This is a genomic window from Mesorhizobium sp. M0074, from assembly GCF_040322975.1.
GTDB lineage: Bacteria > Pseudomonadota > Alphaproteobacteria > Rhizobiales > Rhizobiaceae > Mesorhizobium.
In genome coordinates this window covers 23,053-39,419 of record NZ_JAMYUM010000017.1, presented here as the reverse complement: position 1 = coordinate 39,419, position 16,367 = coordinate 23,053, and the positions used below count along the sequence as shown (strand labels likewise).

Annotated in this window: 10 protein-coding genes and 3 pseudogenes; 5 read left to right on the top strand and 8 right to left on the bottom strand. The window is 59.7% G+C overall.

Features of this window, described 5'->3' with window-relative positions; genetic code table 11:
- Positions 1 to 306 precede the first annotated feature (306 nt).
- The 4 genes from NKJ73_RS22095 to NKJ73_RS22080 all read right to left on the bottom strand — a co-directional run bounded on the left by NKJ73_RS22095 (position 307) and on the right by NKJ73_RS22080 (position 5,335).
- Positions 307 to 1,110: a hypothetical protein gene (locus tag NKJ73_RS22095; protein WP_352571001.1), complete on the bottom strand. Its 804-nt coding sequence runs from the start codon at positions 1,108 to 1,110 to the stop codon at positions 307 to 309.
- 39 nt (positions 1,111 to 1,149) lie between these two features.
- A complete protein-coding gene (locus tag NKJ73_RS22090) occupies positions 1,150 to 2,859 on the bottom strand; it encodes a hypothetical protein (protein ID WP_352570999.1) in 1,710 nt (569 codons plus the stop codon).
- Positions 2,860 to 3,170: 311 nt separating this feature from the next.
- Positions 3,171 to 4,058 carry a hypothetical protein gene (locus NKJ73_RS22085; protein WP_352570997.1) on the bottom strand — a complete coding sequence of 296 codons (888 nt, stop codon included), beginning with the start codon at positions 4,056 to 4,058 and terminating at the stop codon, positions 3,171 to 3,173.
- A gap of 290 nt (positions 4,059 to 4,348) precedes the next feature.
- Positions 4,349 to 5,335 carry a 5'-nucleotidase gene (locus NKJ73_RS22080; protein ID WP_352570995.1) on the bottom strand — a complete coding sequence of 329 codons (987 nt, stop codon included), beginning with the start codon at positions 5,333 to 5,335 and terminating at the stop codon, positions 4,349 to 4,351.
- Between the two features lie 293 nt (positions 5,336 to 5,628).
- Here NKJ73_RS22080 and NKJ73_RS22075 point away from each other — a divergent pair, with 293 nt between their 5' ends.
- The 5 genes and pseudogenes from NKJ73_RS22075 to NKJ73_RS22055 all read left to right on the top strand — a co-directional run bounded on the left by NKJ73_RS22075 (position 5,629) and on the right by NKJ73_RS22055 (position 9,946).
- Complete coding sequence (locus tag NKJ73_RS22075) at positions 5,629 to 6,717, top strand: hypothetical protein (protein ID WP_352570993.1); 1,089 nt, start codon at positions 5,629 to 5,631, stop codon at positions 6,715 to 6,717.
- A complete protein-coding gene (locus NKJ73_RS22070) occupies positions 6,707 to 7,417 on the top strand; it encodes a class I SAM-dependent methyltransferase (protein ID WP_352570992.1) in 711 nt (236 codons plus the stop codon). The genes NKJ73_RS22075 and NKJ73_RS22070 overlap by 11 nt, the downstream gene beginning before the upstream one ends.
- A gap of 141 nt (positions 7,418 to 7,558) precedes the next feature.
- A complete protein-coding gene (locus NKJ73_RS22065) occupies positions 7,559 to 7,690 on the top strand; it encodes a hypothetical protein (RefSeq protein WP_352570991.1) in 132 nt (43 codons plus the stop codon).
- Between the two features lie 95 nt (positions 7,691 to 7,785).
- A pseudogene (locus tag NKJ73_RS22060) lies at positions 7,786 to 8,378 on the top strand (SOS response-associated peptidase).
- A gap of 248 nt (positions 8,379 to 8,626) precedes the next feature.
- Positions 8,627 to 9,946 carry a hypothetical protein gene (locus NKJ73_RS22055; RefSeq protein ID WP_352570990.1) on the top strand — a complete coding sequence of 440 codons (1,320 nt, stop codon included), beginning with the start codon at positions 8,627 to 8,629 and terminating at the stop codon, positions 9,944 to 9,946.
- Positions 9,947 to 10,144: 198 nt separating this feature from the next.
- On the opposite strand, the gene NKJ73_RS22050 is transcribed toward NKJ73_RS22055, so the two are convergent.
- From NKJ73_RS22050 to NKJ73_RS22035, 4 genes and pseudogenes are all read right to left on the bottom strand, one after another.
- Complete coding sequence (locus NKJ73_RS22050; protein WP_352570989.1) at positions 10,145 to 10,816, bottom strand: hypothetical protein; 672 nt, start codon at positions 10,814 to 10,816, stop codon at positions 10,145 to 10,147.
- Between the two features lie 105 nt (positions 10,817 to 10,921).
- Positions 10,922 to 14,171, bottom strand: a pseudogene (locus tag NKJ73_RS22045) (error-prone DNA polymerase).
- Positions 14,168 to 15,690, bottom strand: a pseudogene (locus tag NKJ73_RS22040) (DUF6504 family protein). The pseudogenes NKJ73_RS22045 and NKJ73_RS22040 overlap by 4 nt, the downstream one beginning before the upstream one ends.
- Positions 15,602 to 16,366 (bottom strand): ImuA family protein, encoded by a 765-nt coding sequence (locus tag NKJ73_RS22035; protein ID WP_352570988.1) that lies wholly within the window; start codon positions 16,364 to 16,366, stop codon positions 15,602 to 15,604. Before NKJ73_RS22035 ends, NKJ73_RS22040 begins: the two are co-directional and overlap by 89 nt.
- Position 16,367 lies beyond the last annotated feature (1 nt).

Genomic DNA, 16,367 nt, shown 5'->3' with positions numbered 1-16,367 from the left:
CGCCTTGCGAGCGAGCGGCTTCGCTCTGCGCAGGTGGCATTCGCGGGGGAGAGATGGCCAAGACCATCTCTCCCATACTTTGGAGGACGCGGGTCCTAATCCTAAAAGCAGCAAGACGCCGAAAACAGTCATCCGTCGCCAGTTCTCACCGATGAGCGCAAATGGCCGAGAGTTGACCGTCAGCTTGCAGGACGAGATTGCTTGAGCAGTCGTTCTCGTCTCATAGACAACCCACGTTCCGTGCTACTATTCAATGGGATTGCGGCTCGCCACGGAATGAGAAGTCGGCGTCTACGACGAGATCGGTCAAGTCGTGCCATCCAGGCGTGACACGGCCGCTAAGGCAGCGATTAGATTTGCATGGATCCAGCGTGCTTTCTCATCAGCGGTCATGAAGCCATCGAAGTACGAGGCATAGACGCAGAAGCTCAAGTCGACCATGTCGTTGCGCATTCTGTCCATTCGCTTGACCGGTTGACTGCCGCGTCTGATCCACCAGAGCAGATGAATGACGAGTCCAAGCGCATATCGGAAGAGATAGGTCCGAGCGATGCGGATGTCTCCGAGGTTCTGCCATGGCAGGCAGTAGGCGTGTGCCAGATTTTCCCATACCTGCATGGCGGCGCCGTAAATGGTTTCCATCATCGCGGTCGAGTATTGGTTGTTCGTCCTGATGATGCGGATCTCGGCCTTGGTGAACATCTGCGCCTCCATTTCGGGCAGCGATACCGCTATGTCGACCGCACCTTCGATCAGCTCCGGGAGGAGGCTGTCTGCAAAATTCCAATGATCGCGCAGTTGCTCCAAGATGGGCGCATCATCAACTGTGGCGCGCCTGATCGTGGTAACCATCTCAAAAATGATGCCTGCCATTCCCTTGAACTGCATACGCTCATGCAGGTCCGGCTCGGTCGGGTCGAGCCGGATTATCTCGCCGTTGGATCGCAGCAGGATCAACTGATCGGGGAAGTCGCCGACGACCGACAGGCCGTGCTTGATGGCTTCCAGCGACCGCTGTTTGTAGATCTCGATCCAGGCATAGTCGGCGAGCACCGCGAAGTTATGTGGACTCGCCTGAAGATGGGATCGCAACTCCTGCGATTGCAGCATGCTGCTGTCGATAACCAGAGACGGCAAATCGATTCCCCATTATTCCACTGGACTGGCGGCCGGATCACCGTTGAGGACCGCGATGATGGCTGCCAACCCGTCAAGAACACCGCCGGCCAGATGCTCGAAGTGGGCGCGATAGGTCTGACGCTCGGCTATGGCCTTCCTTTGCTCTTCCGCTTTGGTCGTTCCGCCAGTGTGGGCCGTCAGCGTGCTTCGGAGTGCATGCAAGCGCTGCAATGGCGCAATCGTAGCTTTAGCCTTTTCCGCAGGAACGCCGGAGGCAACCAGAATTGCCTCGATCAGCCGGAGCGAACGCCAGTTAGTCTCGACCTGCGCCTCACGGTTGGTCGCGATTTTTCGCAGTTCACTTTCCTTGAAGCCCTCTACGACGAGCTGGTCGAGATGCATGATTTCATGGCCCCACTCGGCCGCGTTATCCTGGGACGGGTACTGGGCGGCCAGCCGTACCGCCTCCCCACGAGGGATCCACCAAGGCGGACGCAAACCATCCAGCGCAGTCGTATCTCGCTTGAGTTCGTCCAAGGGATCCGCGTCATTTGTCCACTGCCCCAGAAAATCGCTGGTGAAGCTGCGCTTCGAGATTGGTGCCTTGGGCTCTTCGTTGAATGATTTCCAGTACAGCTGCTCTTCGTAGGGCAGATGGGAGAGGTCCTGCAGGTAGGTGTGGACCTGTCCGGCCTCGTTGATGTCGAACGAACGAAGCTCCCAGACATCGCGACACCGGATCATGCGACCGTCGATCTGGTACTTATCCGTGTCGGCCTTGTATTTCGACATGACGTCTGCGCGGAAGAAAACCGGGGAGAGCTCAAACGGCAGGCCCTCGACGGCATCGAAGTAATTTGTGCTGGCTCCTGGCACGGCCGAACAGGTTGCTATCCGGCTGTACCGAGCATCCTGGATTATGAAGTCGGCATGTTGCCTCTTGAACCGATCCGACGCCGTGTTTTCGTCCTCTATCACCTCAGCCAGGATCTTGTTTGGACGGACGATGATCCATCCATTCACGAAGCTGGATCGGCCGGGAACCCGTCCCGAATGATACGCTAGGTCAGGTGCTGCGAAGCTGTCACGCTCGGCGTCCTGCCAACCGTCAAAACCCACCTTCTTGTGATCGATCCGGGTAAAGTCGAACTTTGCGGCGAGGACCGTCTGAGTGACCGCCATGTATTTCACAAGATCCTCGGTCTTAACGGTGACCAAGGTTCCACTATGGCCTTCTTCGTCAGCCGGAAGCTGCTCGACCTTGATGATCGGTTCAATATCACCACGCCGGTTCACGCGACAGTATGCGTTTCGCTCTCTCAGGAAATGAACGTCCAGCGCCTGGACCAGTCGTTGGTCTAGCTCGACATATGGATCGAGGCCGTGCATCCGGCGCCGGTACACCAACTGCTGGCCTCCGGCGAGCGGCGAGCCGCCGCTCTCTCCAATTCCGGCTTCGAGATACATCCGCTCCGGCTCCCCGCCGCCCCAAACGTGCTCGAGCCGCCAACTGGAGCTGGGATCAATGAAGACAGGTCCGAGTTTTGCGTGATCAACCGGGTTAGCCTTCTCTGCTTTCATCAGAACCGCAAAGAGATAGAAACACTGCGCGCTGACATAGATTGGGGTCCATTGTCCTGTCAGGACGAGCTTGAGGTACTCCACCGACTCGGCTGCGTTCTCCAACCACTGGCCGGGTCTGTCATCCGGTACGCACGTGTACTTCTGAAGGTTTTTCATGGCAGAGCGTGGAGATCGTTGGAGTCTGCGAACTGGTGGATGAGACGATCTCCGCTCTCACGCGCGACCGCGACATGCTCGTTCGTCAGGAGAAAGATGCGGTCGCCGAGCTTCAAGTACCACCCGCCGCCGTGCCCTACGCCATGGTCGCGCGATCTCTGAAGATCGGTGTCCGGGACTGCCTCAGGTATTCGGTCATGCCCGCGAGAATTCAGGCAACGCGGCATCCCACTCGGCTTTGGTAAACACGAGATCAGCCATCTCCTTCTTTTGACACCCATTCGTACTCATGCGCGCTGGCGGAGACGCGCTCATTTGACAGTACCAAAGCCACTCTTCGTGATGACGGCAAACATCGCCGCTGAAAACTTTCGGTATTCCATAAGATGGTGGGTCATCAACTCCACGATCGGTATATGCGAAGCGGATGGCCGGAAGGTGACCTTGTGCTGAATGGTCTTTACTGTCCCGTCCGGGAACGTAACTTCGCCGTGAGATTCCATGCGGTCGAGCCCTAAAGGGACATCGTTGTCCATCATCCGCGACTGTCTGGTATCGAAGGCGCGTTTGGGCGTCCGGCGGGGGACCACAATGGGCATGATTGCCTTTGAGGTCTTGCCTTTCGTAGACACCAGCCAGCCCTCGGCCGGCGCTTGAACGACTTGGCGGTGGACGACCTCGTCGCGGTAATCCCGCAGCTCGGCCAGCCATGCCTGATGGGTTTTGACGACCTCGAGGATCCCACCCTGCTGCCCCTTGTCGACCATCTTCTCCAAGGTATGTATCGAATGCGCGACGATGCCGGGCATCGTTCGGGCCGCCGCGACTCCAAGGAAGTCCAGTCCGGACCGGACGGCAGCCAAGAATGCAGAGAGCTCGTGGACGTAAGCCGTGGACTGCCCGCTGTTCACGACCAGCGATGCCGTAGAGGCGACAGCATTCTTGGCCGGCCTGCCTTTGTTCTTCATCGCTGCAATTGCCGCAGCTTCGGCCGTCCCCAACATGGACTTGACGTTGCCGATGTGGTGTTCGGCCGCCTGCTGCTTCCGGAACGAAAACATCAATTGCGTCTCGAAGTATTCCTTGTCGTCCCACTTCTTGAAGATCGGGTGATCTGGCGCAGTTGGAGCGTCATCGATCGCCTTGAGCAGCCCGTCTAAAGCTTCGCGATACGTCAGTGGGTGGGTCGGCTTCTTCATCTGCGGGGTAGCGAGCATGGGGATGGATTGGGACCTTGCCGGATGTTGACCCTGATATCAACAAGGGATTCTAGACCGTGTCCCCGGAGACGCCGGCCGCATGGCTGAATGGCCGAGATAAGGCGCAAACGAACCTGCTCGCCCAGATGACCGCTCTTAGTGACTGGCTGCGGCCGGCTCTCCGTCCGACATGAGGCGCAAAGCCGCGATTCCGCGTTCCATCATGCCCAGATCGCTTGCCGTCAGATTCGTTCGCGCAGCAAAACCGCAACGAGATTAGGCCCGCAGACTCAGCCGGCCGGGATTACTGGCGCAGCCGGATCGTGTGGTCCGGGAACATGGCCGGCAGGGACCACAGCAGACGCGCCGAGGACGTGCTTCTCCTGGTCGTCGAAGAAAATGTGGGCACCGAGTGCCTTCAGGATGGGTGCCTTCTCGCGGCTGCCGACGAAGTGGGCCTCATCAGCCGGGGTCCCCCATGCCCTCAGCGTGCGAATGACGCGCTCGTGGGCAGGGGCGTTCCGAGCTGTGACGAGTGCGATGCGGACCTTACTCACGTTACCGTCATTGAGGAAAACGCGGCGCAATGCCGATAGCTTATGAAGAAAATTGCCAAACGGGCCACGCGCCATTGGATTGGTCGCGTTCTCTGTCTCATGAGCTAGGAAGGCGTCCAGGCCCTTTTCTTTGTAGATTGCGTCGGACTCGGGGCCAAACACGACAGCATCGCCGTCGAACGCGACCCGGACCTCGCCCTGCGGCGTTTCGGCACGATCCTTGGGTGCCAAGCCGAGCCGTGCGGCCGCTGCTCCGCCGTCCACTGCTCCCTTTACGTCCGCGTCCGCGTTTGAGAGAAACAGGTCGATGCCCCACGCCGGGACAAACGGCGCAAGCGATCGTCCGCTAGTAAAACTGCCCGTCTTGACGACAAGCTCGTAATGATCGATCGACCTGAAGGCTCGGAGGGAGAGGTCGGGCGAGTTCTGCGACAAGAGGATCACTTCAACATACGGAGCAGCGTCAGGATCATTCAGCGCGAGTAATCGCTCGACTACCTCAAAGCCTGCACCCTTGCGGAGGATTACGTCCTCCCGTTGGAGTTGCATAGCCGCATACGCCTTGACGCCGTACTTCTCAAATACGCGATGCTCCTCCTCCAGGTCAAAAAGAGCGCGCGTAGAGATCCCGATGCGAAGAGGGCTAGCCCTTAGCACAGCCACCGGATCGACACTCCCCTTTTCGGCCTCGGTCAAAAGCGAGGCTTCCGCCAGTTCCATATGCCCTCCCTCCCGTATTGGGCCCGCCGCAGCGGTGCCCCCCTTCTGTACTTGCGCCATTTCGAAAGAATTGGAGACTTGGGTTCCTTGCCTATCTTTGCCATGCAATCGCTATTTCCTGACTTTTCAAAACGCGAGGTGGTATTGGAAGCATTGTACACGTCGTGGCGAAGGTCCACAGAAGCCAATTTTGCCCCCAATGATGAGGCGATCATTACGCGGGATGCGCTGGCGGAGCAGCTGTACGTCCGGTAGAAAATATTGAGATTGACTTGGTTTGGGGGAAGTCGGCAATGGACGCAGTCAGACGGGTATCGCTATGGATTGGTGTAGTCGGGCGGGCTTCTCTGCGGATATCTCTATGGATTTTTGCTGTAGCTATTGTCTTACTCCTTGTCCTGCACCCGCTGCTACCGGATACGATCAGCGTGCCAGTTTCCCAGCTGGGAACAGTGACGCTGCTGTTGCGCGATCCTTTTCGTCTCTTATGGTCCGAAATCGTTGCCCCGTGTGCCGGTTTTCTTAATCAGCATTTCGACAAGGTTCTTGCCTGGCCTGTGGCTGCGGTCGTGATGGTCTACCTGCTGCTTCGCAGCGGTGTTCTTCCTGCTGTCTTGCCGTCTGCCATGGGCAGAGTTAGGACGTTGAATCTTTTCGGTTTCAAGCTGGAATTAAGCGAGCAGATTACGGAAATCGCGCGGGAGCGCGATGATTTGTCGAAGGCGCTGTCGAGCGTACGCGCGAAGATCGAAGCGCAACTGCGCGTGAAGGTCGTCGAGGCGAACATCCCTCAGAACTTTGCGCGTTTCGTTTCCGATGTGGGTAGTGAGCTCAAGGACCGCAACACGAATTTCGATGGCGCAAAATGCCGCGCGACTATCTACATTGAGGATCCGATTTTCGCGGGACAATTGATGCAGCTTTTGGAATACGTTTCGGGAGATGGAACTCCTCTTCCTGGTCTCGCTGCTGGCCGTTCGTTTTCTATCCGGCGAGGAATCGTGGGCCGCGTATGGCGCTCACACCTGCCAGAAATAGAGGGCGTATTGCCGGACGATCTAGCGACCGTGGAGCCTGAGGACAAATACAAATACATCGCGCGTATTTGGGGGATGACCCAGTTAGAAGCCGAGCATGCGGCGAAATACCCATCTTATATTAGCGTACCGTTCGAATATACGCTTACTCGTTGCGGCGTTTTTTACATGGACTCCACAATGGAGAATGCGTTCACGAACGAAAACAATAAAGCTGGGTTGATCATGTTCATCCAGAAAAAAGTAAACGAGTTGCGCATGGATGGCGCGATTGGCGAACTGGATGCCTCCCTTGCCGCGAGCCGTCTGCAGATTCCGCTACTGGAGCCTTTGGATGCAAAATAGTTATTCTGCCGTCGCCAATGAGTATTATGACGCCCAACTGCATCCTACCTGTGCCGGTTTCGGTGTTGCTAGTGGCGCACTGATGAAGCGGCACTTCGAATTGGTTCCTGACAAGGGAACGATTTTCGAAATCGGCGCGGGACGATCCGGACTACTGGGAGCCATGCCGAAGGCCACCGGCGCCAAGCTTTTGATTTCCGACATATCTCTCGACATGCTCAATCATTCGCGGTCAGCCTTCAACGGAAGGGCAGAATTCCTCGTTTGTGACGCCGGTGACCTGCCCGTTGAATCGTCAAGCGTCGACCTCGTCGTGGCGCTTCTGGGGGACCCCTACAATTCTTCGGCCGTTTGGACGGAAGTCTATAGAGCCCTGAAGAATGGCGGCGGCGTGTTCTTTACAACGCCTTCATGGGAATGGTCGACGGCGTTTCGAAATTCAGCGCCTGGCGAGCGAACCGGCTCGGCCTTTTTCTTCACTGGGTCGGGGAACGCTCTCTATCTGCCATCTGAGATATTGCCTGTTTCAAGTCAGATTCAGCTCATGGGTGACAGCGGCCTCGAGGTTCAGTGGGTCGACCCATTCACGTTAGGGGATCTCAAGAGCGCAGGCGCCAAGATACCCTCCAAACTTGGCGACTATCTCCATGACGCAACACCAGTTGTCACGGCATACTGGGCGACCAAAGTTTCGTTGTAAGCGTAGCGAATTGGCGGTCCACTTCCATAACTGCGTTGCCAGAACCCTATCGGTCATGGGATCGGTCCCCACATCATGGCACGTGTGCTTGGCTTAGGTGTCGACCGGTCGAGCATGCCGCGCATTGGCAGGTGGTTTTCTGTGAAGCACGGCAAGGCGCTGGGCGCGGCTTTCCGCAAATGGTCTGACGAACCGGACCTTGAGCGCATCATTGTGAGCCACTGCGATGTTATCACCGACCAGCCGCGCAAGGTGCTCGAGCGCGTTGCGTAAGATTTCGGGGCATAGCAAGATTTTCGGGGAGGTGGCGCCGCATATAAACCGCGCTATCCGGGTAGTCTGCAACTGACCGAAAGCGTGGGGCAGCTATGTGCAATGACTACGAGCAGCATATCGCTTGGCCGAATATTGCCGCATGATGCAATCGATGGCGCTCGACGTTCCAACCCATCAAACCGAACTGGATTTGCCACAGGCGGATGACATCCGCATCGGTGACCCCGCCCCGATCATGCGAGCCGCCGGCGACACAATCGAACTCACGCGTATGACCTTTGCCTTTCTGCCCTCCGGCCCCAAAGGCGGGCCGATCTTCAACTTTCGCTCGGACGGGCGGAGTTTCGCCAACAGCAAGCGCTGCCTTATTCCGGCATCGCCTTTCTTCGAATTCACCGGAAAGAAGTCGCCAAAGGCGAACCATCGCTTCACCCTCAACGGCGCCCCCTTCATGGCGATCGCCGGACTGTGGCGCGACGGCGAAGGCAACAAGCCGCCGACATTCGCAATGCTGACGACTGAACCCGGGCCGCATGTGGCGCCTATCCACAATCGCCAGATTGTGGTGCTGCGCCCGGAGGATTGGGCGGCATGGATACATCTCACAAACCCCGAGGCAGAGCTGTTGAAGGCACTCCCGGCAGGGTCGCTGGTGGTAAAAACCGTACGGGAGGGGAGCGACTGACCTTTATTGCGAGGTTTGCCTTACCTTGGCAGCTGCATTGAGGATAGCGGAAGCCAGGTTGAATTCGGCGCGTCCGGGATCGTAGGGTTGGCAACGATACGTCCACGCGAAACATGTGCACCTCCCGATCACTGATTGCCTAGTGGCCGCTACTTCCATCAGCTACGCTGGCCTCACAACTGAGCACCCTCGAGCCGCACCATAGGCGGTTGGTATCCGGTTTGTGCTGTATGGGGAAGGAGGCACGCGTGTCAGATTTCGTGAAAGAGTGGATGGTCGAACGCAGGGAAAGCCGCTTCCCCAACACTGTGACGATGGCCTTTTTCTCCCCTCAGTCTCAGATGGTTACTTTGGACCAATACAGCCGGAGGGACCTGCCCAAAGCGCTCTTGGCCAACGACCATGGTAAGGCCGCGGAAATCCTGGCGACCATAAGTCATGAACTCACGCATTGGGCTGACGTCGTGGGAACAATTTGGGGACGCGCTTACTTGAAACGCGTCTATCAGGCCTTCAGGCTGCTTCCCACAGCGGGCAAGCCGCCCTCGGAGGCAGACTTCCCGTGGTTCGTGGACCTTTACGACGAGACGCGCCGCCTGACGTTTCCGAGATACTATCAGACGCTAGTAGAATCCAAGGAGCCTCACAGTGCCGCGCGTCCCTGGCAGATCGCCTTTTCTGCCGGCCAGGAGATCGACCCCTCAGGCAGATTGGATCCGTCCAGACCTATCCTGTTCGTTCGCTTCCTAGACCACGAAACCGGCGCCCGCCTCATACGGCAGCCGCTGACTGTCGGCGCTCTCCTGGAAACAACGGCGGTTGCGTCCGAGTATTCGGTTGTCCGTACCTACCTCGAAGCCAAAGTGCCGGAAAACCAACGGACTGCAATGGCCGACGACATAACGAAGGACGGTCTTGCCAGGCTGTACGCACCGAGTCTGACCTTGTACTCCGCACCGGTCCACCTGTTTGCGCACTACGCGAAAATCAAGGACGCTGCCTTGGCGTATCGGCTCGCAGCCACCATCGCGCACCTTTGTCTCAACCTTGGCGACGACCATTTTGAGGGCGTCCAGCTCCCCGACAGCATGGAGCCGTGGGCAAACCTGTTCCCATCCTTCAAGCAGAGGGGCGACCGCGCGTTTGCGTTCGCGGTGATCAGTTCCAATCTCGAACCCTGGCAAGTTGGTATGGACGAGACCAAGTGGATCGATGTAGCGCTCGTTCGGACGGGTCTGCCGGATCGGCGATCGATTATGGAGCAGGCGATAGAAGCGATGGCGATGCACCAGCCCGGAGGACAAGGAGCTCCCTGGGACGAAGCCGAGCGCTACATGCTTGAGCTAGGGCTCGGAGTCGCGAGGGGACGGTCGAACAACCCGTCGTTTAGCCCGATGCACGCTCAATCCTATTCAGGGGTGGTTCCTCCAATGTTCGACTCGGAGGGCGAGATCTATCTGTTCCCGAACGACAAGTTCGACCTTACAAGGTTCGCACCCGAGGCAATGATCGATCTGGATTGGGCTCTGGACGGGTATACCCGCAACCTTCTGTCGGGCTGTCGCTAAGCTCATATGATCTGGCCACTTGAGGGCTCCTACCTTGCGATGCTCTGGAACGCATCGACCGATGTCCAACCCGGCTTTTTTTCAAGCCCGCATCCGCTGACGTACGCTGCCGCGCAGCGACTGGGGCGGCCAAAGCGCGGTGGGGGCTTGACGAGCTCTTCACAGCGTTTTGGGTCTCGGTAGACATGCTCTGAGGATTCATGGCGCGTATTCCACCGGGCCGAAACCGAAAGGCACACTTTCAATGACCCGAAACCCCCCATCGAAATGCTCGATTGCCTTCCAGGCGAGTAGCGCTGCCAGCAACGCGGAAACCTCGTTGCTGTTCTGTCCTTTGACGTAGCCGTAGGCGTCGACCAGGATGCGCCCTGCGTCGGCAAGATCCTCGTCTGAGACTTTTCCCTTGATGGCTGCGATCTGGTTCATGTGGTGAAGCAGTGCCGCCTCACCGTAACCGATGGGCTGTGCAAACGCTCGCAGCCAGGCAAGGGCGATGGCCACCAGGAAGCTGGGAAAGGTTGCCGGCGGTGCTGCGACCAGAGCAGGAAGAGCGTTTGCCCCTGTTGCGGTCAGTGCAATTGCCGGCATGAAAGCGAAAGGATCCCGCACCAGGTTGGAAAGCTTCAGAGAATAGGCGAGTTGCCGGCGCTTGCGCGCCAGCACCATTCCCAGAAATCCCTCGCGCCGAGGCGAGACGATCTCGGGAGGAGCTTCCTGCCAACGACTATCGGCGACGCCGTCGAGCGCGTTGATCGCACCGTGAAGCTCGGTATCGGTCACCTTGGCCAACCGCGAGGGCGAAGGGACTTGATCGAGCAATTCCCTGATCGAAGCGATCTCAGCGGACGTCAGCGACTGCGCGTTCTGCATGGTGCTCCACCTATCCTTGTCTGGTGCCTCGAGCCGGGGCGCTCCGAACCGCCGCGTGACGCATCGCCCCACTATGGCATTTGCCGCCTTGGGGCTCCAGCACACCTATTTGAAATCCCGCGTCTTCACCTTGATCTGGTCGATGTGCAGATAAGGATCGATGATATCTCGCGGCCGCGGCCCTTTGTGCATTCCACGCGGGTCCGGCGTCGGGCTGCCGTGATGAAACTCGTCGCCGCGCCCATGCGGCAGGGGGAAGGCAGCATCGCGATCGCCAACGCTGGCCAGCTCAGCTGAGAGATCACTCAGCCGGTGCGCGACGAGATGAACCACCTCGCCTTCCCTTTGGATGCGCCCGTATACGCCAATCATGCCAGCACCAAGCACAACCCTGCGGAATTTTTCGAATACCTTCACCCATACAACCAGATTGGCGATGCCGCTCTCGTCCTCGATCGTGATGAACATCACGCCCTTGGCTGAGCCCGGCCGTTGCCGGACCAGAACGAGCCCGGCTGCTTCCAGCCATTGCCCATCGCGCGCCTGCATGGCCTCGCGGCAAGAGACGATGCGCTTGCGGCGCAGGTCGGCGCGCAGGAAGGAGACGGGATGATCGCGCAGGGTCAGCCCGACATGTCCATAGTCCTCGACCACCTCGCCGCCTGATGTCATGGCGCGTAGCGCGACTAGGGGCTCGCGGATCTCCGGCACCGTTTGCTGCTCGCGAGCCGAGGCCGCGGCAAACAGCGGCAGCGGTTCGTCGCGCAGCGCCTTGATCGCCCACAGGGCCTCACGCCTGGCCAGCGACAATGAGGGTTGAAAGGCGTCGGCCTGGCGAGCTCGACCAAGGATGCCGCGGGAACCCCGGCTCGATGCCAGAGGTCGTCAACCGACGCAAAGGATTGGTCGGCGCGTGTGGTGACGATGGTCGCGGCGTCGGCGTTTGCAAGACCACGAACCATCCGCAAGCCAAGCCGAACGGCAAACCGGTCCTCACTTTCGGTGGGCTCGAGCGTGCAATCCCAGCGCGACGCGTTCACACACACCGGGCGAACCTCGACACCGTGGTCACCGGCATCGCGAACGATCTGCGCGGGTGCGTAGAAACCCATCGGCTGGGCATTGTTAAGACATCGGGGTGATGACATTTCAGCCAAGACGATGCGTAGGCGATCAATGCAAAGCTTGCCGCATGGCTCTCGGGAAAACCGTAACTGCCGAAGCCCTCCAATTGCTTGAACGTCTTTTCGGCGAATTCGCGCTCATAGCCGTTCTTCACCATGCCACCGATCAGCTTGGCGCCGAAGCTGGAGACACCGCCAGTGTGCTTGAAGGTTGCCATGGCGCGGCGAAGCTGATCGGCCTCGCCCGGCGTGAAGCCGGCACATTCGATCGCGACGCGCATCGCCTGTTCCTGGAACAGCGGCACGCCCAGTGTTTTTCCGAGCACCTTTTCGAGCTCCGGCTTGGGATAGACAACCTCCTCCTTGCCTTCGCGCCGCCGCAGGTAGGGGTGTACCATGTCGCCCTGGATCGGTCCTGGCCGCACGATCGCCACCTCGATTACCAGGTCATAGAAGGTCCGTGGCTTGATGCGCGGCAGCATTGACACGGCTCGGGATTCGATCTGAAAGTTGCCGAGCGTATCGGCCTTGCGGATCATCGCATAGGTGCGCGGATCCTCGGCCGGGATCGTGGCGAGATCCAGATTGATCCCCTGTGCTGTGACAAGAGATCAAAGCCGCGCTTCATGCAGGACAGCATGCCGAGCGCTAGCACGTCGACCTTCATGAACTTCAGCGCGTCGATGTCATCCTTGTCCCATTCGATGACCTGACGATCCTTCATTGCGGCCGGTTCGATCGGCACCAGATCGTCGAGCCTGTCGCGAGTCAGGACGAAGCCACCGGGGTGTTGCGACAGATGACGCGGTGCGCCGATCAGCTGCCTGGCCAGGTCAAGCGCCAGGCGCAGACGGCGATCGCCGAGATTGAGGTTCAGTTCCTCCGCATGCTTTGGTTGGACGCCTTCGTCCGACCAGCCCCACACCTGCGACGACAGCATCTTGATTAGGTCTTCGGGCAGACCCAGAGCCTTGCCGACATCACGCAGGGCGCCTTTGGAACGATAGCGGATGACGGTCGAGCAGAGTGCTGCGTGCTCACGGCCATAGTTATCGAACACCCATTGCATGGCGATTTCTCGGCGCTCATGTTCGAAATCGACATCGATATCGGGCGGCTCGCGGCGTTCTTCCGAGACGAAGCGCTCGAACAGCAGGTCATTGCGGTCGGGATCGATCGAGGTGATGCCCAAGACATAGCATACAGCGCTGTTGGCGGCAGACCCCCTGCCTTGGCAGAGGATGTCCTGACTGCGGGCAAAGCGCACGATCGAATTGACGGTCAGAAAATACGGCGCGTATTGCATTTTCTCGATGAGCTGCAATTCATGCTTGAGCGTACCAACAACCTTGTCCGGCACGCCTTCCGGAAAGCGCGTCGTGGCACCTTCCCAGGTCCAGTTTCTCCAGCGCCTGCTGCGGTGTCAGACCCGGCACCATGCGTTCCTCGGGATATTGATAGGCAAGCTCGTCCAGTGAGAATCGACAGCGCTCGGCGATCTCGAGGGTATGCGCGATCGCTTCGGGATAACGGCCGAACAGGCGTGCCATCTCAATCGGCGGCTTCAGATAGCGGTCGGCATGTCGTTCACGCCGCAGCCCGGCGTGGTCGATCGTGACATTGTGCCGGATGCAGGTGACGACGTCCTGCAGGATGGGCCGTGACGGCTCGTGGAAGAGCACATCGTTGGTAACGACCGTTGGCACGCCGGCCTGTCCGGCAAGATTGGAAAGATCGTGCAGCCGCAAAGCGTCGTTGGGACGGCGGCGCAGCGTCAGCGCCATGTAAGCCCGGTCGCCAAACGCTTCGCACAGTCGCCGCAGCCACATCGAGGATGTGTCGTCGGCCTGATCGGGAACGAACACCGCAACAAGGCCGTCGCCATAGCCGACGAGGTCGGCCCAATGCAGCACGCATTTCGCCTTGCCACCGCGCTTCTTGCCCAGAGACAGCAAGCGGCAAAGCCGCGAGTAGGCGGCGCGATCGGTCGGATAGACCAGGATGGAAATCTCTTCCGCCAGATCCAGCCGGCAGCCGACGATCAGCCTGACGCCGGTCGCCTTTGCCGCCTCATGCGCGCGCACGATCCCGGCCAGGCTGTTGCGATCGCAGATGGCAAGTGCGGGCATGTCCATTATGGCGGCCTGCGCAAACAATTCCTCGCAGGAACTGGCGCCACGCAAGAAGGAAAAATGCGAGGTGCATTGCAGTTCGACGTACGGTGCGATCATCCGAAAATGCCGTGCAGGAACCAGCGATGGGAGCCGGTCGCGGCATCCTCGCCATCGCCAGCGCGATAGATCCAGTAGCGCTCGCCGGCATCGTCCTCGACCTGGAAATAGTCGCGCACCGCGGCAAGTTCGGCGTCGCGCTTCCACCACTCGCCGAAAACGCGCTCAGGGCCATCGGCCCGCTTCACCCTTCGACGGATGCCTCTCCAGGTAAAGCTCGGTGGCGGATGATTAGGCAATAGAGCTATCGCCTCGATCGGCTCAGGCACTGCGAACAGACGAGCCGGACGCGGCCAATGGTCTGGCCAGGCATCGCCGGTCTCCACCGACGCGGGGGCGACACGCCGAACTGATCGTTCGGGCACGTCGCTGGCCACCGGGGCAAACCGATAAAGCATCTCCTCGCCGGCACGATTGCCCAGTATGTCGATCAGGTCCGAAATGTCAGCGTCCTGTTGTTCGATGAGTGAGGAGATCGTCTGCCTGGGCGTCAACGGTTCGGCTCGAGGCGCCGACAAGCGCATCAGCTCGATGCCGAAACCGGGATCGACCCGCTCGATCTTGTCGCAAAGCAGACGCGTCAGCCGCTTGACATCGCGGATGGGCAAGGCGGTGCCGACGCGAATGGCTTCGATCCGGTTGTCGACGCGGTAGAGCAGCAGGTCGAGCCGTCGGGCGCCTAGCCCCCTGGTCTCCAGCTCGAGGCATAGCGCTTGCACAAGCTTGCCGATGTAGCGCGCGATAGTGTCGGCCGCACCAATGGGCTCGCCAAAGGCATGCTTTACCTCGACCACCTCCACTGGCCGCACCGGCTCGATCGGTTCGGCAAGGCGGCCAGTGGCCTGGTCAAGACGGCGGCCCAATTCGGGCCCAAAGCGCAGGGTCAAGGGTGCGCGAGGCTGCTGCAGAAGGTCCCCCACCCTGTCGAAGCCCAAAACGCGCAAACCGCTGACGATTGCGTCGGGCAACCGTAGAGACGGGATGGGCAGAGGACGAATGGCGTCGAGGGTTGCGTTGCCAGCGACCACGCTGACGGTCTGCCGGATGTAACGCGCAACGGCGTGAGCGGCACCCCAGCTATCCGCAATCGCTGCCCGCGCCGAAAAGCCGACCTGGTAGAGACGTTCGACCATATCGACCAGCATCATCTGTTCGCCGCCATGAAGGTGATCGGCGCCCGTGGTGTCCATGACCAATCCGTCCGGAGGATCCGCAGCTACGATCGGCGCGTACCGCCGCAATGCCCACAGCGCCAGCCGCTCCAATCCCTCCGTGTCGGCATCGGGCTCCGCGTCCATAACCACCAGACCCTGAATGAGGGCCTGCGCTTTCGTGCCGGCATTCCGATGCGTAGGCCCGCTTCCATAGCCGAGCGATCTGCCGCGATCACCAAGCGACGATTGCCTTGCCGCCCGACCAGCACCAAGGGTCTATCCGGTGGCGGCGAGACGTCGCCCAATTTCCTTCTGAGCCGGTCGGTCGACCAGCTTGGAAGGAAGAGCGAGACGACCTTGGGCATCGCATGCCTCCACTTCGATATCGAGCGTTTCCCCTCCACGAGACCGGATCAGTTCAAGTTGCCATCGCGCCCGGCCAACGCCTGGCACAGGCAGCGGCCGTGACGGCAGCACAGAAACCCGCCAGCGGGTGACAGACGCCGTCGGCTGCCCAAAATCGGCGGCTTCGGTCTGTCGGCGCCAGCGGCGGACGGCGATGCCCATGGCGCCGGAGCCTTCCGATGCAAGCTGCAAACGTCGCGAGGCCGTCATCGACAGCCGGGCAACCTCGGCAACCACAGCCCCAAGCCCCATGTGCCGCAGGCCTTCCTCGAAGCAGGCGAGCAGGGATTTGTCGTCACCGGCTTCGACATAGATCACCCGGTCCGGGTGAAGTCCGACCTGGGCGATTGCCGGCGCAAACAGATCCTGGCGCGTCACACACCACAGCACCTTGCCCTGCGTCCTGGCCGCAATTCCTGCAGCAAAAAGCGACGCGGCGGCGCCATCAATCGCTCCATTGCCACCACCGGCAACTTCATGGAGCGCGCCAAGTGCCACACCGCCCCCAGGCAGGTGGCTGTCGATAGAGGAAATGCCGAAAGGGAGCACCGCTCTTTCGGGCGTGTTGCCGCCTTCGAGACGCGCAATGCGATTTTGAAGATCGGAAATGGCAGCGTTTGGCGCCGATGCACTCATC